The sequence below is a fragment of the Fusibacter sp. genome (assembly GCF_057447755.1).
This window is the reverse complement of sequence record NZ_JBVBZF010000023.1, coordinates 1-22,831: the sequence shown is the minus strand read 5'-3', so window position 1 is coordinate 22,831 and position 22,831 is coordinate 1. Positions and strand designations below refer to the sequence as shown.

Genomic DNA, 22,831 nt, shown 5'->3' with positions numbered 1-22,831 from the left:
TACAAAGCCGATCAAGGTGAATATCCAATATAAAGTCCCCTGTATCCCCGTATCAAGTAAGGCACTCAGTGACATGGCAGGCCAAAAACCTGGTAAAATTCCTACAATCCATTTAAAGGGTGCTGGCATATAAAAAGCTGCAAGTGGTAGCATGATGAGCATCCCTGATCCTTTAACAATCGCAAAGCCCTCTAATCTGTTTTTAGCGAAGCTGTTTATTAGGACCATATTGAAGGGTGCCGCCAAGGCCAGAAGCGCATTTAATATAATAGAGCTCATGAGGCCTAGCTTCATAAAGCCAACAATCTCAGTTATAAAAAGTCCCGATACAAAAGATAGAATTGTAAAGAAGGTAACCTTGGTAAAGAGATAATGCTTCATCGGGAGTGGTGTTACACGTACTGCCTCAAGAACATTTTCTTCCCTTTCATCCAATAATAAAAATGCCGCTAGAGAACCGTAAATATAAGGATTTGCCAATATAAAGAAAGTGAAAATGGCTGGGTAATGAAGTGCCAAATCAAACTTATCAATAAAGACCATCCTGAGATAGGGCACTAGATATCTGCCTGTGGCAGCCAATAGCAAGGGATAGACTGAAAGCAACAAAAGCAAATTGTCCTTACCTATACGCTTAACTTGATTCCTAATTAGAAAAATGATTCTACGCATCTAAATCACCTGCCCTTCCTATGATTTTTGTGTTAAAATTCTTCAAACATAACTTATAAAGCACAAAGATCATAATGAGGTTATAAAATATCGCATATAGTACATCCACCATGGACTGAGTTGCATAAATTCCTTGGAGGAGTTTAATAAGTCCCGTGGACGGTAAAATATATAGAAGTGTCTTAATAGACTCCATTGCAGGGATATTGAACATTGAAAATATCGGGATATTGAGCACGCCAAATAATAATCCCATTGGCAATAAAAAGTCAGTAAAATTTTTAAAAAATGTACTTAAATAGAAACCGATTAAAACGTACTCAGCAGCAATTAAAACCACAGATAATATAAGAAATATCCAGTTAATCGTTAAACCTTTAAGCATGGAAATTGCCAAAGTTAATACCATGGAAAATAAACTTATAAAGAGTGTTAATGATACGACCTTTGAAATAATATATTCACCGGTTTTTAAAGGCGTTGTTATTACAGCCCTAATGGAGCCCTGTCCTCTTTCGAAAAACAATATCGCCCCAACAAACAAGAGTCCCATAGTTGAAACATCAGATAACATTACTACGGGAATGGCTAATTTTACACCATCACCATTGAATAAATATAGCACGCCGATCCATACCAGTGTCAGTATTGCCCCTGCTAGATACAAGCCGTATTTTACTTGAAAACGAACATCCCATTTAATAGAATTGAGTAATCGTCTCATATTATACCAAGCTCCTTCCAGTGACTTTTATAAAGACATCCTCTAGTGTGGTTTCCTGAGAATGAATGGTTCTTAATGGGTATGACTTTATAATGTCTATAAACTGATCATTTTCTCCCAGAGACTCAAGATTAAAATTAATATTTTTAACCCCTTTATCACCATCATAATATTCAACTTCAACAGTTTTTTCACCATGCTTTAATTTAAGCTCTTCTGGCTTATCCATCTCAGCAATTTGACCTTCAACCATAAATGCCACCCTATCACATAACTCATCTGCAACCTGCATATTATGTGTCGTGATAAATATGGTACGGCCTTTGGCCCTTTCTTTTAAAATGAGATCTTTCATGATCTTAGCATTCACTGGATCAAGACCTGAAGTTGGTTCATCTAAGAACAATATTTCTGGATTGTTCAGCAAGGCTCTAACAAAGTTTAAACGCATTTTCATGCCTTTTGAATAATTATCTACTCTTTGATCCTTTGCATCACCTAGCCCAACCAAATCCAATAACTCGTCAATATCTCTTGTCTCACCCTCATACAAGGATTTAAAGAAAGCGAGATTCTCTCTTGCTGTTAGCTTTAAAAAATGATTCGGGAGCTCAAAACCAACCCCAATACGGTTATAAATTTCTGATCCAAATGACTTTAAATCCTTTCCAAATATCTCAATCTCGCCTTCATACTGGTCTAAAAGTCTTATGAGTATATTCTGCGTGGTGGATTTTCCAGCACCGCTTGGACCAAGAAAACCAAAAATTTCACCTTTTTTAATCTCAAATGAGATGCCTTTAACGGCCTCTACTTTTGCACCTTTATAGGTATATCTTAAATTTTTAACACGTATCATATTATGCCTCCTTTTGCTTCATGAACTCGATGAACTCAGTGATAATTTCTTCTACTTCAATTTTAATTGAGCCCTCTTTAGCACCCAAGATTTTCTCCATTGCGTATACCAGCATTTGATATCTTCTGGTAACTTCTTTTGCTGGCGCTTCATACATAGAATGATTGAGCATGATATTTAAGATTTCCTCGCTCTCCACATTTGAAATCCTTAAAACCATCTCGCTCATTTCCTTTGGGTAAGTGGTTTTAAAAGTGCCTTCCCGAATACCCTGTTCTATAATTTTCTCAAAAATCGGTGCGTAATTTCTGATGTTCTTTTGACGCATTAATTCTCTAAAAAAATGATTATTTTCACTATAATAGGCTTTCAAAACCGTATAAAGAAGTTCAAAATGATTTACTTTCCATTCACTCTGTCTATTAACCATATTGTTAAATTTAGTAATTGCATCCCAGTCTGAACTCAAAACGGTTTCGATCGTCTGATTAACTTCCACCTCTATGAGGGAGTCTGTTAATTCGTCCAAAAGTTGTTCTTTGGTTTTAAAGTGATGATAAAAGGTGCCCTTAGCAATGCCAACCTCATCAATGATCCTTTGAACAGATGTTTTCTCATATCCAATTGTAAAAAACAAATTTTTTGCACAATCCAGTATTTTCTCACGAGTACTCATTTTTCACCTTCCCTATATCCGATATCCTCATTAATTTTCCAAAGTTAGAATTCTCATATTCCAAAATTTTAAAAACCCATCATTTCATCATTTCTTAATTTAGATGTTTTATTCGTAACCGACCGACCGTCGGTCTATAATTTAATTATAAAGAAATCGTGGGGAATGTCAACCCACGATTTATAAATTATTTTTATTCCCTTATAATGGCATAGACCAACCGGTCAATAAATCTGCCCCGATGAAACCCTGCCTGCCTCAAGAGTCCTTCTTGTTCAAGCCCTAACTTTTCAAGCAACTTGATGGATTCAAGGTTGTCTTTCTGGACATATGCGTAAATCCGCTTTAATTCTAAGTCCTCAAAACCATACTTTATCAAAACCTGTGCCGCATGATAGGCAATTCCTTGACCTTGGTATTCTTTTCGTAGCCAATACCCAATTTCACCGTTAAAGTGTTGTCTGTTCAAACTTGCAAAGGACATAACACCCATAAACTCATTATTGTCATTTACTATGCCAAGCTCCAGACTTGTTTTTGCCGTCGCTTCAGATTTTAAATAGCTTAGGAATTCTTCACCATCATCCACAGTATAGGGATATGGTAAATCGAGCATATATTGTGTCAGATCTTCATCATTCAAACATTCAGATAAGCGTTCTGGACAAACAACGTCAACCAAAGGCTTGAGATAAAAGCCTTTGCCTCTTAAGATAAAATCACTCACATCGATCTCCCTACTTGGTTAGCATTGTAATGCCCACTAGACAAAATAATGCCCCTATCAACTTTGATGGCGTTACATGGTCATTGAAAACCATAATACCAATTGGAAATAAAAGCAATACAACCAAAGAACTTGACAATAAATTTGTGGTAGACAAATTACCACCTGATCGATAGGCAAAGAGAAATCCAAGTTCAATGCCAAAGATTGCAATGCCAAGTGCAATACTGGTCCAGTTAAGTTGTTGAAACTCAGCCACAATGTCCTTTCCCTTATAAAAAAAAGGATAGGATGCCACACATAAAACTGCAGCAATTAAGTAAGTTACAAGTAATGACATTAGGGGATTCACACTTGCAGGTGTGGACTTTTGAATAAAATGGTAAGAAACAGTTGATATCACCGTTATGACTAAAGCGGGATATAAAATGTAGTTTTGCATTAAAATTTCTCCTTCAACTTCTCATAAGCTTCAAGAATTTCAACAAAGATACTGGCATCGCCACCCTTATCTGGATGATGAAGCTTGGCCAAATCTTTAAATCTTTTCTTAATTTGCTCTTCTGTAACTGGTGCTATTAATCCAAGTGCTTCTAAATGTACTTGATCAAATAATTGTGTCAATGGCAATCCATTTTCTTTATAATATTGATGGTAAACCGCAAAAAAATAACACGTAAAAACTTCTTTACGATCATCATGGGACATATCCATTAATTTTGACAATGAATATGTTGCCATATCACTTTTCGCGTCGGTTGAAAAAAACTGATTCCAGATTAAAGGCGTCCCTTCTATCATTGGTCTATATTCGAATCTAATGGAAATCTCTTGCTTTTTTAGCTGCCTCAACTTCTTCACAAGCTCTGTTTTCGTCATCAGACTTCCCCCTCATCATTCATGAATTTCCTCGCGCTTGTAGGCTTCCAATTCTGAGTTTAATCGCTCAACTTCATCTTCCAAACTTTTGATTCTCTTCTTATCATAGAACAAACTGTTGATAACAATTCGGATTGCTGCCCAAAAAAGAAATGAAAAAATAAGGGCCAAAATAATAGGCAAACTATGTGATATTGTTTCAATCATAGCTAACAACCTCCATTATATTCTTAAAGCCATATTACTTTGATGCCATTAGTATAAAAAGTGAGTAAGGGATTGCTTTGTCCTTAGTCTGCTTAAAATCATGATAAAAATTTTCTACCTTAATATTTTTGAAGCCTGCTGACTCAAACTTCGCTTTTAAAGATTCATGATTGAAACCATTATGGCCGTCAAAACCAGGATAATCATCATGAAAATGACCGTCTTCTTCATCGATATCAACGATACAAATTTCACCTTGAGGTTCTAAAACAGCATATAGCTTACTCAGTATTTTATCAGTATCAGCAATATGATGAAAGACCATTGAACTGAAAATCATCTGAAAACGCTCTTCTATACTCTCATTCAAGAGATCCATTTGAACTGCTCTTACATGAGATGCATCTGAGTTTATAATTTTTCGATTGGCAATCTCAACCATACCCGCAGATGAATCCATCAACAATAAGTTGTCAAATCTATCCATTAAATTGAATCCAACCAAGGCCGTACCACAGCCAAATTCCAGTGCATTTTCATATCTCACTTGTGTAAATTTATTAGACATTTCTTCAGCGATGCGCTTTGCCCTCTGAATTCTTCTCTCGTTGTCCCATTGAAGTGCATATTGATCGAAACTCATGCTTCCTCCTTTGCATGCTGGTATAATTATTTACCCTTTATCTCATTATACCTTAATTAAAAAGAGGACGCCATAAATTACAGGATTCAAAAAGACACCTAAAAAATAGGTGTCTTAAAAAACTAGATCAGCCACTCTCCCATTAAGGATCCCATTAGTTCAACAGAAATCATAGCCGTTTGATTCTTCACATCAATAATTGGATTAACCTCTACAAACTCAGCACTGACAACCTTGCCTGTTTCTGCAATCATCTCAAGTGCTAGGTGACTCTCTCTATAAGTCATCCCTCCAGGTACACGTGTACCAGTTCCAATTGCATGTACAGGGTCCATACAATCCACATCAAAGCTCACATGAATACCATCTGTGCCTTCAGACGCAATTTTAATCGCACGATTCATCACCTCAGTCATGCCATATCGGTCTATTTCATGCATAGTAAAGACTGTTATCCCAAACGCCTTTAGCATTTTTCTCTCACCCGTATCAAGATCACGACATCCAATAAAAACGATATTTTCAGGTTTAATCTTAGCATCACTGCCACCAATCGATGTGAGCGAATCGTGACCATGACCTAATAGCACTGCAACTGGCATACCATGAATATTACCAGATGGTGATGTTTCAGCAGTATTTATATCACCGTGTGCATCAAACCAGATTACTCCTAAATTTTTCTTATGCTGAAGTACACCTGAAATTGTGCCGATTGCAATACTATGGTCTCCCCCGATAACAAGTGGAAATCTTCCCGCTTTCATGACAGAGTCAATACGTTCACAAAGCAGTGTGTTTACACGTGCTACTTCACTTAGATTTTTCAGGTGTGTGCCTTCTGTAACTGCATTTGCATGCATATTGGCAACAATATCGCCTTCATCTTTCACATCATAACCAATATTCTTAAGACGTTCTACAACACCAGCATATCTAAGTGCTGCCGGCCCTAAACTAACCCCTGCGGTACCAGCACCCAAATCCATAGATACTCCTACTAAAGATAGGTTTGCATTAATCGTTGGCTTCATTTTTGTCCCCCATAATTATTGTTATTATATGCAGACTTATAAATGCCTTGCATATGTAATGATTTTACTTTATTTAGAGATTTTGATCATTTTTTCATAATTCCTCATAGGATGTACCCATTTTATATGATCAAAAAAAACACCTCCATTCAAAGTCGTTCTTAACAATAAACAACAATAAATAAAGGTGTTATCTACATCATAATTCAGCCTTAGAGAAGACTTTTATATTTACCATAAATCTGTCATCACTTTTGACAAACGCTTACATAAACTAAGCTTAAGCTTCTTCCCAGTTGTGGTAAACGTTCTGAATGTCATCATTATCTTCTAAAAGGTCAATTAATTTCGTCATGAACTTAATGTCATCTTCAGTTGTAAGTGTCGTCATTGTTTGTGGCAAGTAACGAAGTTCAGCCATGCTAAACTCAAATCCTTGAGTTGATAAAGCATCACGAACACCAGCAAAGTCACCAATTTCAGTATAGATCTCGTAGTGATCTTCTTCAATTAAGAAATCTTCTGCACCAGCTTCAATTGCTGCCATTTCAACTTCTTCATCGTCCATGCCATCTTTTTTATCGATCACTAAAACACCTTTGTGATCAAACATAAAAGACACACAACCATTGGTACCAAGGTTACCTTTACCTTTAACAAAATAACTTCTTACATCAGCAGCTGTACGGTTGGTGTTATCTGTAAGGCATTCTACTAGAACTGCTACACCACCTGGACCATAGCCCTCATAAGTCAGCTCTGTAAAAACTGCACCATCACTGTCTCCAGCACCTTTTTTAACAGCACGATCAATGTTATCATTAGGCATATTTGCCGCTTTTGCTTTTTCAATTGCTGATTTTAAAGCTGCATTGTATTCTGGATCTGAACCGCCCTCTTTGGCTGCAACCATAATATATCGACCTAGTTTTGTAAACTCTTTTGCTTTTTTAGCATCTTGTTTACCTTTTCGTTGGATTATTGTTCCTATTCTTCCCAAAGTAATCTCTCCTAATCTGTTTATTAACTATCCCTAATCATAGCATATCTTTAATCTTTTTTAAAGTTTTTCTTATCCAAGAAACATTCTCATCACTTGCTAAAAGCCTTAGTAACTTTTCTAAACATCTCAAAACAATTTTCGCTGGCGCTGTTTGAAGTTGAACATCCCCCCTAATAGCTTTTGGCTCAAATTTTGTTGTATATAATCCATTAAGACCAAAAACTTGTTTTAACGTTCCCCTCTCCCCTAATCGCCTTTCTCAAGTTTAAGATTCTTGCTCAAAGCTAAACGAGAAATAATCATATATAAAAAGAAGCTGCTTAATAGCAGCTTCTCGTCATTTCGTTAAAATACTGGTGGTCCTGGCGGCATGGTTCTTTTATGTGCCGAAATTCTATGAAGTCTTTCTATAATTTCACGATCCTTATCAGGAATGGTTTTACCTTCCAAATGATCATCTATCATGTTGTAAGTTGTCCCCATTTCTGACTCGTCAGTTTGACCTTCCCATAAGCCAGCAGTCGGCTCTCTCTCAATAATTTGCTGAGGTACACCAAGCACTTTCGCCCACTGGAAAACTTCTCTTTTTTGCAGATTGCAGATTGGAACAATATCAACACCGCCATCACCATATTTGGTAAAATAGCCTGTGTAAATTTCTGCTGCATTATCGGTTCCAGCAACGAGATAATTAAGCGAATTTGCTATACCGTATAAAGTTGTCATTCTCAGACGTGCACGAAGGTTCGCATCCGCCAATCTCGTGTTTTTAACAGCTTTATCTTCAAGACGAGCTTGAATACTATTGTGAAGCAAGTCATGGGGTTCAGAGAGTTCGACGGTGAAGAAATCTATACCACATGCTTTTGCCAAAGCCTCTGCATCAGCAGCATCCTTAGGATTACTCTTGCAAGGTAAAATTACCCCTAAAGAATTTTGAGGAAATGCTTTTTTAAGTAAACAGGCAACCACTGATGAGTCTATGCCACCAGACAGTCCCACTAAAACACCATCCGTTCCAGAGCCCTTTACGGTTTCTCTAATCCAGTTAACAGTTAAATCAATTTTTTCTTCAATTGTGTATTTCATTTCACTACTTCATCCTTTCCAATAACAAGTTATACGGTTTAACCATTGATCTTTAACGATCAATCTATAACGATCGACGATCCAATTCAACTAAAACGCAATTGAGATAAACCGTATTGACACCTGCAGCTTCTGATTGATCAATAAGGTCTACAGTAAAGGTATCTGGTTGAAACCAAATATTCTCGATTCCTAATTCAATAACTTCATTTAAAGCATTCTGGGCAAGTTTGGGCGAAACAACCACATCTACACAGTCCACTTTTTTTGGCAAATCTGACAAAGACGCATAACATTTGTCACCATCTACTTCAGTATAATTAGGGTTGACTGCATATACTTCATATCCAAATCGCTTTAATTTTTTATAAATTTTATTACCATATTTAGAAGGGTTATCTGTTGCGCCTACTACCGCCCAACATTTTTGGTCCAACATTTTTTTAATTTGTTCATCCATGTTTTTACCTCCAATACTTCCTTAAAAAACTATATCAGTGTCCCCTTATAAAGGGTAAGATAGGTGGCATCCAATATCTCAATTTCTATATTTCCTGAGGTTAAATCAATTAATTGATCTGACAAATGATCTTGGTCGCCTTCCATGACGTACATAACAACTTCTACGAAATCACTAAAGTTTGTAGCCTCTAAAACGACATTCTCCATAAGTAATAATGCATTTTGAACCTTTCCATGCAAATGGTAAGAAAGTTTAAGTGTCATTTTTCTATAAACCGCTTTATCGACAACTTTAGCTTCCTCAATTACCTTTTGAGCCGCTTCTGTGTAAGCGCGTACAAGTCCTCCTGTCCCCAGTTTTATACCACCGAAATAACGCGTAACAACAATGCAAAGATTGGTTATGCCTTCACGTTTTAACATCTCCAGAATTGGAACACCTGCCGTTCCCGACGGTTCTCCATCATCCGAATACCGTTGAATGCTCATATTGTCACCAAGTAAATAAACAGGCACATTATGTGTTGCATTGTAGTGCTTTTTTTTTATGCGCTCTATAAACCCAGCGGCTTCTTCCTCGCTTTCAACGGGTGTGGCATATCCAATAAATCTCGATTTTTGAATATGAAGTTCAAACTCACTTTCATTCAAAATCGTTTTGTATGGTTTCATTTCCCCTACTCCTCATGTCTTAAATACTGGCTGTACTTGTTATAATCTATCTCAGAAACTTCAGCTTCAATATAAGTTCCCTCTTCTAGATGGTCCAGTTTTTTAACTTGATAAGTTTGACAGAGATATGATGTCGCTTTTCCGTCAGTATATGGCACCACAAATGCTGCATTTTTCATGTTGCTAAACAAGTGTTTCTTAATCTTTTCAACGAGAAGCTCAATGTTTTCGCCTGTTTTTGCAGAAATATGAACTGAATCCTCTTGGGTACCAATAACCTTGCCAGGAACGAGATCGATTTTGTTAAAAACAGTAATCATATCCTTGTCACCAGCATGTAACTCTGTTAAAACCTGTTTTGTTACTTCCATTTGCATTTTAAATGAATCGTTTGAAGCATCCACAACATGAAGTAATAAATCCGCACCAAGTGCCTCTTCAAGGGTTGCTTTAAATGCATCAATAATGCTATGTGGCAATTTAGATACAAAACCAACTGTATCGGTTAAGATAAATTCTTTCTTGTCTTCCAGAACAATTCTTCGAGCGAAAGTATCCAAGGTAGCAAACAACATATCCTTTTCAAAGACGCGTTTATCCTCTTCACCTTCAAGTGAAGTGTTGATGAAGTAATTTAAGACAGACGACTTCCCTGCGTTTGTATAACCCACAAGTGCCACCACAGGTACTTCCATCTTCTCTCTCAACTGTCTTTGAACTGCTCTATTTTTTTCTGCATCTTTGATTTGTCTTCTGATCTCGTCGATGCGTTCATTAATTCTACGTCGATCTATTTCTAACTTCTGTTCTCCGGGTCCTCTCGTTCCAATACCGCCTCCAGTACGTGAAAGTGAAGCCCCAAGACCTGTTAATCTTGGATATCTATATCTCAATTGTGCGAGTTCAACCTGTAACTTTGCAATTTTAGTCTGTGCCCTTATTGCAAATATATCCAATATCAGTGCAGTTCTATCTACTACAGTTGTTTCAAGCAATGCTTCCAAATTTCTAATCTGAGCGCCTGACAGCTCATCATTGAATATGACGATATTTGCTTCGGTATCTTGAACGGCAATCTTTACTTCTTCTACTTTCCCAGTGCCAATAAAAGTAGCCGCCTCAATTGTCGATTTATTTTGAATGATAATATCGGCAACTTCAGCACCTGCAGCGAGTGCTAGCTCAGCAAGCTCATTCATGGACTCTTCAATGTCAAATTCATTTTTTAAGCCCTGATATAGCCCTACTAAAACAGCACGTTGTGTTATAACTTTATTCTCTTCCATAATATATCACCTACTTTTCATAAGGTAATTATACTATAAAACCGTAATATTACAAAAAGATTATTTACACTTAAATGATTTAACACCCCTAATTAAATGTGTTATAATACATTGAGAATTTCTGTAAGGAAATGTGTCATTTTAAAGCATTGGAGGTCTTTAAATGGAAAGTAATAAAACTGCTTCTCCTAAAAAGAATGCAAGTCAGAAGAAAAAGAAAAAGAAGAAATCAAGTGGTACGTTTTTAAATATACTGAAAGTATTATTAATCCTTATGATCGTCGGAGGATTGCTAGGCTCTGGTATTGTCTATTTCTATGTTTCAAACGTTCTCAAAACGGTTGATCCCATTGACCCAACCCTAATCGAAAAATCTCTCACTGAGAATTCTGTGATTGTCGATAGCGAAGGTCGAATACTGGAACAAATCCAAAACGACGGCTTAAGAACGGTTGTAAGGTATAACGATATGAGTGAGAACCTAATCAATGCATTTGTTGCAGTTGAAGATAAGACATTTTGGGAACATAATGGCTTTAACTTCATTCGTTTGATTGGTGCCTTTAAAGATACACTTACTTCTGGTAAACGTCTTGGTGGTACAAGTACCATCACACAACAGCTTGCACGTAATATTTATCTAACCGAAGTTAGATCTGAAAGATCTGTTGACCGTAAGATAAAAGAGGCCTATTATGCCATCGAACTTGAAAAGTATCTCAAGAAAGAACAAATCATCGAAGGCTACCTCAACCAAATCTATCTTGGATCAGGCGCGAATGGTGTTGAGGCCGCTTCACAAACCTATTTTTCAAAGAGTGCAATCGATCTTGATTTAGTGGAAGCAGCAATGCTTGCAGGTGTCCCTAAGTCACCAACAGCTTATGCACCTATGATTACCAAGAAAAAAGTAGACATAACGGCTGAGGATTACGTTTTAGACGATACGGATCCTTTGTACACAGTTGTTTTTAACCCTAAGTGTGAAAGCCGTTATAAGACCGTCATTAGTTTAATGAAAACAAACGGCTATTTAACAGATGCCGAGTATGAAGCTGCAAAATCTGTTGATTTAAAAACAAAGTTAAATCCCAGCAAGTCAACTCAGACAGAAATAACATCTTATTTCGCCGATATGGTTAAGGATGATGTCATCAATGATCTCATTGAAGCTTACGGTTACACTTACAATGAAGCCGCAAGTATGCTTTATACAAAAGGACTTGTAATTCATTCTACAATTGATTTTGACATGCAAAAGATTCTTGAAAGCAACTATGATGCAGATAACTTCACTTCTTATTTTGGAGAATCTACTTATGCTGCTGTAAAGGCTTTTCAAGCCAAGTATGGCCTATCAGCAGATGGTATTGCAGGCCAAGGCACAATTGCTAAAATCGGCGAAGTAACTGGAATGGACACTTCAGTCTTTACTCAAAATCTCTACAAAAAAGGTTCTGATGGCGAAGAAGTCATTCTTCTTAAAAAAGCACTATATCGTCAAGGCTTTTTGAGAAATAACGAGAACTTCCCAAGAGTAACTGTTACATTTGATAAAAATGGCAATATTATATCAGATGAATCTAAAAAAACGCTTTTATATAAACAGAGCAATTTTCTTAACAGCCAAAACCAACTGATGATTCCATCAAGTGATTATAAGTTTGATGACCACGGTAACCTTGTCCTCTTCAAGAACAAACGCTTGAACTTCTATCCACACTCACAAGATGGACAATTGGTGAGCATTCAAGTCGTTGTCAAGGATACCTTTACCTACAATGAAGAAGCCAGTGGTAAAAGTACAGGCAAAAAAAGCATTGAAGGTCTTTACACCTATGAAGGTCGCGATGTTTTCATCCCAAATGAGTATAAATCATTTGATGAGGATAAAAACGTCGTTGTCGATCGATTATTTTTAACTGAAAATCCTGAATTCTTTAAATTAGATGGTCAGCAAAACCTACTCATTGACAAAGACAATTACTATATTAGCGATACTGGTATTATTCAACCCCAATCTGCTATGGTTATTATTGACTATCATACAGGGCAATTGAAAGCCATTGTAGGCGGTCGTAACATTTCAGGTCAAAAAATCTACAATCGTGCTGTAAATCCTAGACAACCTGGTTCTTCAATCAAACCATTGTCGATTTATACGCCTGCTATTGATTCTTTAAAATATACCGTTGCCACACCAATTGATGACCGTCCACTCTACTTAAGTGGCGATCCGAAAATTCGTTGGCCATATAACTGGTATGAAAATTCCAGTGTTTATCCAAAACACTGGGGCCTTACAACACTTAGAAAAAGTATGCAATACTCTATTAACACAATTGCAACTTACATCGCAAATGATCTAGGTGTGGATACCTGTATTTCTTATCTACAGAAATTTGGTATCACCTCCTTAGTGACAGAAGGCGGCACTAGTGATATGAATCTCTCTGCTGTTTCAATGGGCGGTATGACCAAAGGCGTCTCTCCTGTTGAAATGACTAACGCTTACGGTGCGATTGCCAACAAAGGCGTTTTAACTGAAATGATTACCTATACAACTGTTGAAAACAACAAAGGCGAAATTATCCTCGAAAACAACCAGAGCAAAGAAGTCGTTGTAGATGAAAACGTTGCCTATATCGTACAGGATATGATGGTTTCAACAGTAACATCTGGTATTGCATCTTCAGCTAAGATTTCACCAAATAATGATGCCATTCCTGTTGCAGGAAAGACGGGAACGACTTCAAATAAAATGGATGCATGGTTCATTGGATATACACCATATTACGTTGCTGGTGTTTGGTTTGGAAATGATGTCAATATGCCTCTTGATCAAGGATCAGGCGTATCAGCCTTGTTCTGGAAGACCGTGATGAGTGAAATCCATGCAGATTTAGATCCTAAAGGATTTGATAAGCCAAGTGGCATTGTCACATCAAAAGTAGATACTATGTCAGGAAAATTACCAACAGATTTATCCTATATGGATCCTAGAAATACAGTAATCAGCGAAATCTTCATTAAGGGCACAGAACCGACTGAAGAAGATGATGTTCATGTTGCAGGCACGATTTGTCTTGAAAGTGGCAAGCTCGCAACCCCTAATTGTCCTACAACACTCGTGGAAAATAGAGTCTTCGTTAAACGACCTATCCCTTATGTTCCAGAGGAAAATTATGATAACAGAGGTAATCCGATTGTTCTAGGTGACTGGATATATGAACTACCAACTGAAGACTGTGATATACACAACAGTACAATAATAGACACTTTTGATTACAGTGACTATGCTGGTGTTCAACCGACAATCAAATTTGCTGATGGTAGTACAGTAGTTCAACGACCATTCTTTATCGAGTTAAATGATGGCCAAAAAGTATTGCTACCTGTTGGTACTAAGATTTTAGTGGACAATTCAATTGTCTTCCCAGATGCATCTACAATCCCAGCTTATATGATTAAGTTCATCCCGTCATTTACGACAGATGATCTTGATCAACTCAACACAGTACCAGATATTAACGATGCCATCAATGCTGTTGATGATAACAGTAATGTAACAGAACAAGATTTTAATACTAACAATTGAAGAAGTCCCTTGAGACCCTTTATTGGGTCCCACTTTAATAAGTATGGTAAGATCAATAAAAGTCATTTTACGTCAAAACCTTGTTTTGATGTTAACGTTCTCATCTAACCCTTTTGCAAGTTGAACATTCTTGCTCAAAGAACTAATGATATACAGTAAAAAGCCCAATCAAATTTAATTTTGATTGGGCTTTTATTATAATACTAAAATACCTTTGGTGATTCTCATCTACATAAAATTTGTCAGAGCAACCACAATGGCCTAAAGGCATTAAGACTCTCTTAGCTCACCATTGACAATAATATAGGTTTCTTTATTTTCAATCGCCTCGTTTATAAGTCTTTCACCATCCAGCAAACCTTCTGAATAAACGATTTTATCGACCTTAGGTTTGGTAACCACTCTATCTGGTAAGAAGACGGTGCAGCAATCTTCAAAGGGTAAAATTGAAGTCTCAAAAGTATCTATTTGTTTTGCAATTTTTATAATATCAACTTTATCGTATGCAATAAGGGGTCTCAATACTGGCAAGTTCACAGCACTATTGGTAACCGCGAGACCTTCCATGGTTTGACTCGCAACCTGACCAATATTCTCACCTGTAATCAAACAACCGCAATTGTCTTCGATTGCCAATTTTTCAGCAATTTTCATCATGAAACGGCGTGACAAAATGGTCATTTCTTCAGAAGGACATTTTTCGTTAATGGCTTTTTGGATTTCTAAAATATTCACACTGTGTATTTTGAGGTTTCGTGTATAGTTGGTGATTTTTTTCCCAAGATCGATGACTTTTTCAAGAGCCCGATCACTGGTAAATGGATACGAATGAAAATGAACTGCCTCAAGTTCAACGCCTCTTTTGGCAATGAGGTACGCTGCAACTGGACTATCAATCCCCCCAGACAAAAGCAAAATACCTTTTCCAGCAGTGCCATAAGGCATACCGCCAGGTCCTGGGATTCGCTCACAATAAATATAAGTGTTCTCTCTAATTTCAAGTGTTAAAGTGATTTGTGGATTGTTGACATCAACACTGAGGCCTTCTGTATTGGCTAAAATATAGCCCCCTACCTTTTGACAAATCTCAGGTGACTTCATAGAGAATCCCTTATTGGCACGTTTGGTTTCAACCTTAAAGGTCGTCGCACCGGTTGAAAGCATTTGGCGTTTTACTTCCGCCAACCCCTCCGTTTTCATTTTTTCAAAATCATTTTCGATCTTATGGGCTATACTAATCGAAACGACACCAAACACTTTTGTAACAGTATGAATGACTTCATCACGATCTTTTTCATCATAATCCACATAGGCTCTTCCATGTCGATCAAGAACATATGCATCTTCAATATGTCTGATTGCCAACTTGATGTTTCTAACAAATTTCTTTTCAAAATAGCGTCTGTTCATGCCTTTTAGACCTATTTCACCATATCTCACTAAAATTAATTCTCTCATTATTTATCCTCTCTGCCTGTATACATTTCTCTTGTTCAGACAATTTATCTGCGCTTGATAATTTTTCTTAGGCTCCTTACTTCGTTGGATATTATATCTGCAGCTGTAGAAACTTCTTCAATGGTGTTTAGCTTAGAAAAACTTATCCTGATCGCCCCATCCATTCTTTCATCATCTAGTGACATGGCCTGTAAAACATGTGAATAACTTTTCTTTTTTGATGAACAGGCTGAACCCGTTGAAACAAATATGCCCTTCATTTCTAATGTATGCAAGAGGACTTCGCCTTTTACACCTCTGAAAGAAACATTCAATATATATGGGCTTGTCAACGCATCGTTTAGTCCATTTATTTCAATGTCATCACATTTTTCCTTTAAGGACTGAATCATTTCACTTTTTAGCATTTCAGCAAATTTATAGTTTTCCTCAACATTTTGAAAGGCTTGCTCGGCAGCCTCTCCCAGAGAATAAATGCCACAGATGTTCTCTGTTCCAGGTCTTATGCCTCTTTCCTGTCCGCCACCATATAAGAGTGAAGTAAGTGTAATACCATCTCTTACATATAAACCACCTATTCCCTTGAGGCCATTAATCTTATGTCCGCTAAAAGACATTAAGTCAATACCCATTTTCTTAGGAGAAAATTTTATTTTACCAAAACTCTGTACTGCATCAACATGAAGCATTATTTTTGTGCCATTTAAACGATTAAATTGTTGAATCATCTGACTAATGGCTTCAATCGGTTGAATGCTACCAATTTCATTGTTTATATGCATTATGCTAACAAGAACCGTTTCTATATTAAGTGCTGCTTCAAACGCTTTTAAATCAATTCTACCCATAGAATCAATTTTTAGATAATAAGGTTCAAAGCCCCTCTTTCCCATCTGCTCCACACAAGTTAAGACTGAAGGATGTTCAAACGCAGTTGTAATGATACGGCCTTTCTTATGTCTTGGTAAAACACCCTGAATGGCAAAATTATTTGATTCAGTACCACCACTTGTGAAGAAAATTTCCTTTTCATTAACGGATAGAACTTTTGCGATTTGACTTCGGCTCTTTTTTATATACTTTTCGCTACTAACACCAAGTTTATGCAGTGACGATGGATTACCAAAATCTTCATACATTAACCTCAAAAGGCCTTCCTTTTGATTTGGGTCCAGTGGTGTTGTCGCACTATGATCTAAATATATGATAATATCACTCCCTTACAAACAATATAGAATTTTATATTATGAATAACAAAAAGTAAAGCATTTCTATATATATTCTATTTTTTTAAAACAAATAGCACCGTATACTTTTTCTTATTACTTTTATTAACCACCATAATATTATATAATAATTTTGAATTCAAATTAAGTACTTTATTTTTGGAGGCATTAATGAAGAAGAAGGTTGCGGTTATTTTTACAGGGGGCACGATTTCTATGAAAGTGGATGAGCGTTTAGCAGCAGCTATTCCTGCGCTTTCAAGCGAAGAAATCATGTCTATGGTCACAAACATTGACAAAGTTGCAGATATTGAGGTTATCAACTACGGCAGTTACCCAGGTCCACATATGTCACCAACGATGATCTTAGACTTGGCAAACATCGTAAAAGGGCTAATTAAACGAAGTGATATACATGGCGTTGTAATCACACATGGGACAGATTCACTTGAAGAAACAGCTTATTTCTTGGACTTAAACATCAATCCAACAAAACCAATCGTCATGGTAGCAGCTATGAGAAACAGTTCGGAACTTGGTTATGATGGACCAAGTAATTTATCTTCAGCTATTTGTACAGCTATTTCAGAAGAGGCAATAAACAAGGGTGTTCTTATTGTACTTAACAATGAAGTTAACTCAGCACGTGAGGCAACTAAGACGCATACCTTATCACTTGATACCTTTAAATCTTTAGAATTTGGCCCGCTTGGCATCGTCGATAACGATGAGGTTATTTTCTATAGAAATATCATGAAGCATGAGCATATCGAAACCAATCAAATTGAAACTTCCGTTGAACTCATTAAAGCTTGTGTAGGTAGTGATTCAAAGTACATGAAATTTGCCATTGAACAAGGTGTAAAAGGCTTTGTCATAGAAGCCATGGGAAGAGGTAATGTACCACCACAGATGGTTGAAGGAATACAAGATGCTATTCAAAACAATATTCCTGTCATTATCGTCTCCAGATGTCCGTCAGGACGTGTTTTAGACTCTTATGGATACTCAGGTGGTGGCAAAAACTTAAGAGACCTAGGTGCTATTTTCGGCGGTAATTTAAACGGTCAAAAAGCGAGAATAAAATTGATGCTCGCACTAGGCATGACTCGTGATTTAGAAGAGATTAAATCTATATTTGAATCATTGTTTTACAAGTAGACCCCAATTGTATAATGACAACTCAGTTTAATCAGACGTTCATTTAAGTTTAAAGAACATTTGAGTCATTTTAATGCCTCAATCCTATTTACAGTCCCTATACGAGACTGAACATGCGCCACTAAAGCTTAGTCTCAAAATATCTTGTATATATTAAAAGCTATTTAAATCAACTAATGTTGAATTAAATAGCTTTTTTAATGTCATAATATTTTAGTTGTATTACCATCATGCATGGTCTAAGAAATCACTTCTTCAATTTCAATTGAATAATCCGTTGATAAATCAACAAAAGCATTCGCTATCTTAATCAAAGGCCTATTTAGGGCGTATTTGTTAATATAGACGACCTCACCAACCCTACCATCTGATAATCTAACACGGTTGTTAACAAAATAGGCTGCAATATTGCTTAAGAAGACTTCTGAAATTTTAGGATCTAACCCTCTGAAGCTCTCATCTTTAATAATCGTAAAGGCCTTAAAGGATGAAATTCTTCGCTTATAGATTTTGTCTGAAGTAATGGCATCAAACACATCAGCTACTGCAACAATACGCGCTAGATAAGGCGTTTGCTCTTCCTTTAATCCACTTGGATAACCACTGCCATCACTTCTTTCATGATGGAATAAAATCGAAGCCAGCACCTCGCGAGGAATGGTTGGATTGTTTTTTAGACTTTCATAGCCAAATCTTGAATGCATCTTTAATTGCTCATATTCATCAGCTTCAAGATAACCTGACTTGAAGAGTAAATCCTGTGGCACCTGTGTTTTACCGATATCGTGTAGAAGACCTGCAAGTGCAGCCATATATATCATACTCTTATCTAGATTTAACCATTTACAGATCATAGCGCTAAGCATTGCAACATTAACAGCATGAGTAAAATGATAACTTTCATTGAGAGAAATAATCCGCATACTGCCCAATATATCATTATCTGATAGCATATGATCTATTAAGGTATTTACACTCACTTGGATATCATTAGCATCAAAATCATAATGCTTATTTTGAATTTGAAAATAGAGTGATTTAAACTGTGTTAACGCTTCTGCGTATGCATTGTTTAAATCTTTGAATTTATAGGCTAAAGCAATTTTATAAGAATCACTCGACTTATTATTCTCCGCTTCTTCAATGTACACAAAAAATATGCCATGTTTTCTAAAATAATCTAAATGCTTTTCGGAAATTTCCGTACCTTGAGATAAAATTATATTACCAAGATCATTATATATGTCTTTAGATAGACACATTCCCAAGGTCAACTCTTCTATTGCAATTTCTCTCATTTTTCCCCCTACAAATTTACCTCATAATAATATTATCATAGATTAATATCTATTGCCATAATATTCAATCTTCTTTGGTGAATTTTGATAAGGTTTTAAAATAAATAGTACTATAGTACTATCAATATCATCGTAAAATTATATGTTATAATATAAAAAGAAAAGTTTAAAAAAAGGATGAACGATGAAAATATTAGAGTATGATTATAAACAAAATAATGATTATGTCACAGCATTATTTCAAAGTGCTAATATCGCCTTTATTGATATAGAAACAGACGGCCTCAGTCACAAAAACAAGATTGTCCTTATTGGTCTTGTCATTTTCTCGAGTCTTTCTAAAAAGGCAAAAGTAATTCAGTTATTCAATGATGACTATCAATCTGAACGCGATCTTTTAAAACAGCTTTTTATTATTTTAGAAATGCACAATATCCAATACTATGTCAGTTTCAATGGTGATTCATTTGATTTTCCATTTATGAATGCACGACTTCGTGCCTTAAAGTTAAACCGTTATTTGGACAAAAGGTTCAACATCGACCTATTGAGAGTTGTACGCAAAAATAAGAACCTATTTCCTTTCGAAAGCTATACTTTAAAATCAGTAGAACGATTTGTAGGAATAGATCGAACAGATACCATCAGTGGCAAAGATAGTGTCATACTCTATCAAAGTTACATTGAAACTAAAGACCCAAAACTTGAAGAAATAATTTTGCTTCATAACTATGATGATATATTGAACATGGTCCCCCTACTCAATATCTATAAGAATATACCTTTTGCGCCCTTGTATAAACCTTGTCCTTTATCAAATAAGGTCTATTACATTACTTCAGTTGATATGAAAAGGGACTACTGCGAAGTTACGCTTGGAATGCCTTATAAAGACTCACAGATTGAATTCTTTTATGAGTCAATTGGTGCATCTATGTCTCAATCAAATGACCACTTACTCATTAAATTTGAAACAAATAAATTGAAACTTAAAGATTCACAAGGTACTATTACAATCTTAAATACCCGAACTGTGTTTAAGCAAGACTTCACTTCCTTGTCATCCCACGATAAGCAAGACTACTTAATAGAAGTGAATCAAGATATCCATTGGGATAATTTGATCCATCTAATCCAACGGATTTACCTTGATTTTACAACATAAACGATTATTACAATCCCTATAAGCTTACTTAATTTAATCCAAAGATTCTTTTATAAGCAGACCATCACTTCCATAAAAACAGCATGAATTACAGGCACTTTAACCACATTTAAGATAAAGGCATCGCCTTAAATGGAAATTTAAATTTTTCATTTAAGGCGATGCCTTTTAAAATATGATCTTCTCTCACTTATGATAACCAGCGAGTATCAAACACTCTATTTAGATTCGTAATTAGATTCCGTGTTCGTTTTTTCAAAAAATAAAAAAAGAACTCTTCAGTTCTACATGTAAATTTGGTGCCCGGAGGCGGAATCGAACCACCGACACGGGGATTTTCAGTCCCCTGCTCTACCGACTGAGCTATCCGGGCAAAATTGTGGTGGGCATAAGTGGACTCGAACCACCGACCTCACGCTTATCAGGCGTGCGCTCTAACCAGCTGAGCTATACGCCCACAATTTTTTAGACTCGAAAGCCTTAATGGTCGGGGTGGCAGGATTTGAACCCGCGACCCTTTGGTCCCAAACCAAATGCGCTACCAAACTGCGCTACACCCCGAAATGATATTATTTAATTATTAAGTTGGCAGGGGTGACAGGCTTCGAACCCACGACACGCGGTTTTGGAGACCGCTGCTCTACCAACTGAGCTACACCCCTAAGATATTCTTTTTAATGTGAAACATGGTGGGCCTTCAGGGACTCGAACCCCGGACCGTCCGGTTATGAGCCGGGCGCTCTAACCAGCTGAGCTAAAGGCCCTTTTTTTAATGGCGGAGAAGGAGGGATTTGAACCCTCGCGCCCCTTATCAAGACCTACTCCCTTAGCAGGGGAGCCTCTTCAGCCACTTGAGTACTTCTCCATTAAAATTGGCGGAGAGGGTGGGATTCGAACCCACGTGGGCTTGCACCCTAACGGTTTTCAAGACCGCCCCGTTATGACCGCTTCGGTACCTCTCCATTGGTGATCCATCCGCGACTCGAACGCGGGACACCCTGATTAAAAGTCAGGTGCTCTACCGACTGAGCTAATGGACCATATTAAGTTGGCTGGGGATACAGGATTTGAACCTGTGCATAACGGAGTCAAAGTCCGGTGCCTTACCGCTTGGCGAATCCCCAAAGTATGGTGGGAGTAATAGGGCTCGAACCTATGACCCTCTGCTTGTAAGGCAGATGCTCTCCCAGCTGAGCTATACTCCCATGGGTAGTTGTTCTACAGTTATAAACCGCATCACTAAAGTTTGTAAATTTTAAATCTTTTGGAGCGGGTGAAGAGAATCGAACTCTCACAACTGGCTTGGAAGGCCAGGGCTCTACCATTGAGCTACACCCGCAGGTAGTGGTGGAGGGAGAAGGATTCGAACCTTCGAAATCGCTGATAACGGATTTACAGTCCGTCCCCTTTGGCCACTCGGGAACCCCTCCTAAAAAATGGAGCCGGTGATGGGACTCGAACCCGCGACCTACTGATTACAAGTCAGTTGCTCTACCAATTGAGCTACACCGGCATACTACTATAGAAATTAAATGGCGACCCAGAACGGACTCGAACCGTCGACCTCCAGCGTGACAGGCTGGCGTTCTAACCAACTGAACTACTGGGCCGTAATGTCCGTTTTAAAGTTTCGGACAAACTAATGGTGACCCCTAGGGGAATCGAACCCCTGTTACCGCCGTGAAAGGGCGGTGTCTTGACCGCTTGACCAAGGGGCCATGAATGGTAGCGGCGAGTGGACTCGAACCACCGACCTTTCGGGTATGAACCGAACGCTCTAGCCAACTAAGCTACGCCGCCACATTATGTGTTACCAAAGGCAACTTTGTTTTGCACCCTTCTTATTTAAAAGAAGAAGTTGGTGCCGAAGACCGGAATCGAACCGGTACGATCGGTAAGGATCGCAGGATTTTAAGTCCTGTGCGTCTGCCAGTTCCGCCACTTCGGCAAATTGGCTCCAAGGGAGGGATTCGAACCCTCAGCCTATCGGTT

General features: G+C 37.3%; 21 protein-coding genes and 17 tRNA genes. 3 read left to right on the top strand and 35 right to left on the bottom strand.

The features are described from left to right. The 15 genes from AC220I_RS06380 to hflX all read right to left on the bottom strand — a co-directional run. Positions 1 to 672, bottom strand: a 672-nt coding sequence (locus AC220I_RS06380) for a hypothetical protein (RefSeq protein WP_486722978.1), incomplete at its 3' end; no start/stop codon positions are given. After that, a complete protein-coding gene (locus AC220I_RS06375) occupies positions 665 to 1,396 on the bottom strand; it encodes a fluoroquinolone export ABC transporter permease subunit (protein ID WP_486722977.1) in 732 nt (243 codons plus the stop codon). The genes AC220I_RS06375 and AC220I_RS06380, both read right to left, overlap by 8 nt. A 1-nt stretch (position 1,397) precedes the next feature. Continuing rightward, the gene (locus AC220I_RS06370; RefSeq protein ID WP_486722976.1) at positions 1,398 to 2,255 is read right to left on the bottom strand and encodes an ABC transporter ATP-binding protein; all 858 of its coding nucleotides are present in this window, start codon (positions 2,253 to 2,255) and stop codon (positions 1,398 to 1,400) included. Position 2,256: 1 nt separating this feature from the next. Next, the gene (locus AC220I_RS06365) at positions 2,257 to 2,931 is read right to left on the bottom strand and encodes a TetR/AcrR family transcriptional regulator (protein ID WP_486722975.1); all 675 of its coding nucleotides are present in this window, start codon (positions 2,929 to 2,931) and stop codon (positions 2,257 to 2,259) included. A gap of 193 nt (positions 2,932 to 3,124) precedes the next feature. Further along, positions 3,125 to 3,658: a GNAT family N-acetyltransferase gene (locus AC220I_RS06360; RefSeq protein WP_486722974.1), complete on the bottom strand. Its 534-nt coding sequence runs from the start codon at positions 3,656 to 3,658 to the stop codon at positions 3,125 to 3,127. 10 nt (positions 3,659 to 3,668) lie between these two features. After that, positions 3,669 to 4,100: an EamA family transporter gene (locus AC220I_RS06355; protein ID WP_486722973.1), complete on the bottom strand. Its 432-nt coding sequence runs from the start codon at positions 4,098 to 4,100 to the stop codon at positions 3,669 to 3,671. Then, positions 4,100 to 4,537 (bottom strand): J domain-containing protein, encoded by a 438-nt coding sequence (locus AC220I_RS06350; RefSeq protein WP_486722972.1) that lies wholly within the window; start codon positions 4,535 to 4,537, stop codon positions 4,100 to 4,102. The genes AC220I_RS06355 and AC220I_RS06350 overlap by 1 nt, the downstream gene beginning before the upstream one ends. A 15-nt stretch (positions 4,538 to 4,552) precedes the next feature. Next, positions 4,553 to 4,744 carry a hypothetical protein gene (locus AC220I_RS06345; protein ID WP_486722971.1) on the bottom strand — a complete coding sequence of 64 codons (192 nt, stop codon included), beginning with the start codon at positions 4,742 to 4,744 and terminating at the stop codon, positions 4,553 to 4,555. Between the two features lie 34 nt (positions 4,745 to 4,778). Continuing rightward, entirely contained in the window at positions 4,779 to 5,387 is a 609-nt protein-coding gene (locus tag AC220I_RS06340) for a class I SAM-dependent DNA methyltransferase (RefSeq protein ID WP_486722970.1), read from the bottom strand. A 122-nt stretch (positions 5,388 to 5,509) separates the two neighbouring features. Further along, positions 5,510 to 6,421: an arginase gene (gene rocF / locus AC220I_RS06335; RefSeq protein ID WP_486722969.1), complete on the bottom strand. Its 912-nt coding sequence runs from the start codon at positions 6,419 to 6,421 to the stop codon at positions 5,510 to 5,512. Positions 6,422 to 6,701: 280 nt separating this feature from the next. After that, positions 6,702 to 7,421: a YebC/PmpR family DNA-binding transcriptional regulator gene (locus AC220I_RS06330; RefSeq protein ID WP_486722968.1), complete on the bottom strand. Its 720-nt coding sequence runs from the start codon at positions 7,419 to 7,421 to the stop codon at positions 6,702 to 6,704. A 348-nt stretch (positions 7,422 to 7,769) separates the two neighbouring features. Further along, the gene (gene nadE / locus AC220I_RS06325; protein ID WP_486722967.1) at positions 7,770 to 8,513 is read right to left on the bottom strand and encodes an NAD(+) synthase; all 744 of its coding nucleotides are present in this window, start codon (positions 8,511 to 8,513) and stop codon (positions 7,770 to 7,772) included. Positions 8,514 to 8,577: 64 nt separating this feature from the next. Then, complete coding sequence (locus AC220I_RS06320; RefSeq protein ID WP_486722966.1) at positions 8,578 to 8,973, bottom strand: CoA-binding protein; 396 nt, start codon at positions 8,971 to 8,973, stop codon at positions 8,578 to 8,580. Between the two features lie 29 nt (positions 8,974 to 9,002). Next, on the bottom strand, positions 9,003 to 9,647 hold the full coding sequence (locus AC220I_RS06315) for a YigZ family protein (protein ID WP_486722965.1): 645 nt from the start codon (positions 9,645 to 9,647) through the stop codon (positions 9,003 to 9,005). A 5-nt stretch (positions 9,648 to 9,652) separates the two neighbouring features. Continuing rightward, positions 9,653 to 10,933 carry a GTPase HflX gene (gene hflX / locus AC220I_RS06310; RefSeq protein WP_486722964.1) on the bottom strand — a complete coding sequence of 427 codons (1,281 nt, stop codon included), beginning with the start codon at positions 10,931 to 10,933 and terminating at the stop codon, positions 9,653 to 9,655. 163 nt (positions 10,934 to 11,096) lie between these two features. On the opposite strand from hflX, the gene AC220I_RS06305 reads away from it, so the two are divergent. After that, a complete protein-coding gene (locus AC220I_RS06305; RefSeq protein WP_486722963.1) occupies positions 11,097 to 14,531 on the top strand; it encodes a transglycosylase domain-containing protein in 3,435 nt (1,144 codons plus the stop codon). Positions 14,532 to 14,801: 270 nt separating this feature from the next. On the opposite strand, the gene thiI is transcribed toward AC220I_RS06305, so the two are convergent. Then, a complete protein-coding gene (gene thiI / locus AC220I_RS06300) occupies positions 14,802 to 15,989 on the bottom strand; it encodes a tRNA uracil 4-sulfurtransferase ThiI (protein WP_486722962.1) in 1,188 nt (395 codons plus the stop codon). A 44-nt stretch (positions 15,990 to 16,033) separates the two neighbouring features. Beyond that, positions 16,034 to 17,194, bottom strand: coding sequence for a cysteine desulfurase family protein (locus AC220I_RS06295; RefSeq protein WP_486722979.1), 1,161 nt, complete (start codon positions 17,192 to 17,194; stop codon positions 16,034 to 16,036). A 192-nt stretch (positions 17,195 to 17,386) separates the two neighbouring features. Between AC220I_RS06295 and AC220I_RS06290 the strand changes: the two genes are divergently transcribed. Next, complete coding sequence (locus AC220I_RS06290; RefSeq protein WP_486722961.1) at positions 17,387 to 18,376, top strand: asparaginase; 990 nt, start codon at positions 17,387 to 17,389, stop codon at positions 18,374 to 18,376. A gap of 239 nt (positions 18,377 to 18,615) precedes the next feature. Here the strand turns inward: AC220I_RS06290 and AC220I_RS06285 are convergent, their stop codons facing one another. Further along, positions 18,616 to 19,674, bottom strand: a complete 1,059-nt coding sequence (locus tag AC220I_RS06285; RefSeq protein WP_486722960.1) for an HD-GYP domain-containing protein — start codon at positions 19,672 to 19,674, stop codon at positions 18,616 to 18,618. Positions 19,675 to 19,858: 184 nt separating this feature from the next. On the opposite strand from AC220I_RS06285, the gene AC220I_RS06280 reads away from it, so the two are divergent. Continuing rightward, positions 19,859 to 20,839 (top strand): ribonuclease H-like domain-containing protein, encoded by a 981-nt coding sequence (locus tag AC220I_RS06280; RefSeq protein WP_486722959.1) that lies wholly within the window; start codon positions 19,859 to 19,861, stop codon positions 20,837 to 20,839. A gap of 297 nt (positions 20,840 to 21,136) precedes the next feature. Here AC220I_RS06280 and AC220I_RS06275 read toward each other — a convergent pair. The 17 genes from AC220I_RS06275 to AC220I_RS06195 all read right to left on the bottom strand — a co-directional run bounded on the left by AC220I_RS06275 (position 21,137) and on the right by AC220I_RS06195 (position 22,787). Then, positions 21,137 to 21,212 (bottom strand) — tRNA-Phe (locus AC220I_RS06275). A gap of 7 nt (positions 21,213 to 21,219) precedes the next feature. Further along, positions 21,220 to 21,296, bottom strand: a tRNA-Ile gene (locus AC220I_RS06270). A 27-nt stretch (positions 21,297 to 21,323) separates the two neighbouring features. Beyond that, positions 21,324 to 21,400, bottom strand: a tRNA-Pro gene (locus AC220I_RS06265). Positions 21,401 to 21,425: 25 nt separating this feature from the next. Beyond that, positions 21,426 to 21,501: transfer RNA gene (locus AC220I_RS06260), tRNA-Trp, on the bottom strand. A 25-nt stretch (positions 21,502 to 21,526) separates the two neighbouring features. Continuing rightward, positions 21,527 to 21,603: transfer RNA gene (locus tag AC220I_RS06255), tRNA-Ile, on the bottom strand. 9 nt (positions 21,604 to 21,612) lie between these two features. Further along, a tRNA-Ser gene (locus AC220I_RS06250) sits at positions 21,613 to 21,704 on the bottom strand. Between the two features lie 8 nt (positions 21,705 to 21,712). Next, positions 21,713 to 21,801 (bottom strand) — tRNA-Ser (locus AC220I_RS06245). Positions 21,802 to 21,803: 2 nt separating this feature from the next. Next, positions 21,804 to 21,879: transfer RNA gene (locus AC220I_RS06240), tRNA-Lys, on the bottom strand. A gap of 9 nt (positions 21,880 to 21,888) precedes the next feature. After that, positions 21,889 to 21,963: transfer RNA gene (locus AC220I_RS06235), tRNA-Gln, on the bottom strand. Between the two features lie 5 nt (positions 21,964 to 21,968). Beyond that, positions 21,969 to 22,044 (bottom strand) — tRNA-Val (locus tag AC220I_RS06230). A gap of 60 nt (positions 22,045 to 22,104) precedes the next feature. After that, a tRNA-Gly gene (locus AC220I_RS06225) sits at positions 22,105 to 22,178 on the bottom strand. 6 nt (positions 22,179 to 22,184) lie between these two features. Then, a tRNA-Tyr gene (locus tag AC220I_RS06220) sits at positions 22,185 to 22,269 on the bottom strand. A 7-nt stretch (positions 22,270 to 22,276) separates the two neighbouring features. After that, positions 22,277 to 22,352 (bottom strand) — tRNA-Thr (locus tag AC220I_RS06215). 20 nt (positions 22,353 to 22,372) lie between these two features. Continuing rightward, positions 22,373 to 22,449, bottom strand: a tRNA-Asp gene (locus AC220I_RS06210). A gap of 33 nt (positions 22,450 to 22,482) precedes the next feature. Continuing rightward, positions 22,483 to 22,557, bottom strand: a tRNA-Glu gene (locus tag AC220I_RS06205). Positions 22,558 to 22,562: 5 nt separating this feature from the next. Next, positions 22,563 to 22,639 (bottom strand) — tRNA-Met (locus AC220I_RS06200). A 59-nt stretch (positions 22,640 to 22,698) separates the two neighbouring features. Further along, positions 22,699 to 22,787 (bottom strand) — tRNA-Leu (locus AC220I_RS06195). Positions 22,788 to 22,831: the final 44 nt, after the last annotated feature.

Bases quoted from the DNA above. Each gene is read 5' to 3' on its own strand.
- AC220I_RS06345 (WP_486722971.1), bottom strand. From the start codon at position 4,744: ATGATTGAAACAATATCACATAGTTTGCCTATTATTTTGGCCCTTATT.
- AC220I_RS06355 (WP_486722973.1), bottom strand. From the start codon at position 4,100: ATGCAAAACTACATTTTATATCCCGCTTTAGTCATAACGGTGATATCA.
- AC220I_RS06285 (WP_486722960.1), bottom strand. From the start codon at position 19,674: ATGAGAGAAATTGCAATAGAAGAGTTGACCTTGGGAATGTGTCTATCT.
- AC220I_RS06375 (WP_486722977.1), bottom strand. From the start codon at position 1,396: ATGAGACGATTACTCAATTCTATTAAATGGGATGTTCGTTTTCAAGTA.
- AC220I_RS06315 (WP_486722965.1), bottom strand. From the start codon at position 9,647: ATGAAACCATACAAAACGATTTTGAATGAAAGTGAGTTTGAACTTCAT.
- AC220I_RS06370 (WP_486722976.1), bottom strand. From the start codon at position 2,255: ATGATACGTGTTAAAAATTTAAGATATACCTATAAAGGTGCAAAAGTA.
- nadE (WP_486722967.1), bottom strand. From the start codon at position 8,513: ATGAAATACACAATTGAAGAAAAAATTGATTTAACTGTTAACTGGATT.
- AC220I_RS06340 (WP_486722970.1), bottom strand. From the start codon at position 5,387: ATGAGTTTCGATCAATATGCACTTCAATGGGACAACGAGAGAAGAATT.
- AC220I_RS06350 (WP_486722972.1), bottom strand. From the start codon at position 4,537: ATGACGAAAACAGAGCTTGTGAAGAAGTTGAGGCAGCTAAAAAAGCAA.
- hflX (WP_486722964.1), bottom strand. From the start codon at position 10,933: ATGGAAGAGAATAAAGTTATAACACAACGTGCTGTTTTAGTAGGGCTA.
- rocF (WP_486722969.1), bottom strand. From the start codon at position 6,421: ATGAAGCCAACGATTAATGCAAACCTATCTTTAGTAGGAGTATCTATG.
- AC220I_RS06320 (WP_486722966.1), bottom strand. From the start codon at position 8,973: ATGGATGAACAAATTAAAAAAATGTTGGACCAAAAATGTTGGGCGGTA.
- thiI (WP_486722962.1), bottom strand. From the start codon at position 15,989: ATGAGAGAATTAATTTTAGTGAGATATGGTGAAATAGGTCTAAAAGGC.
- AC220I_RS06305 (WP_486722963.1), top strand. From the start codon at position 11,097: ATGGAAAGTAATAAAACTGCTTCTCCTAAAAAGAATGCAAGTCAGAAG.
- AC220I_RS06290 (WP_486722961.1), top strand. From the start codon at position 17,387: ATGAAGAAGAAGGTTGCGGTTATTTTTACAGGGGGCACGATTTCTATG.
- AC220I_RS06280 (WP_486722959.1), top strand. From the start codon at position 19,859: ATGAAAATATTAGAGTATGATTATAAACAAAATAATGATTATGTCACA.
- AC220I_RS06365 (WP_486722975.1), bottom strand. From the start codon at position 2,931: ATGAGTACTCGTGAGAAAATACTGGATTGTGCAAAAAATTTGTTTTTT.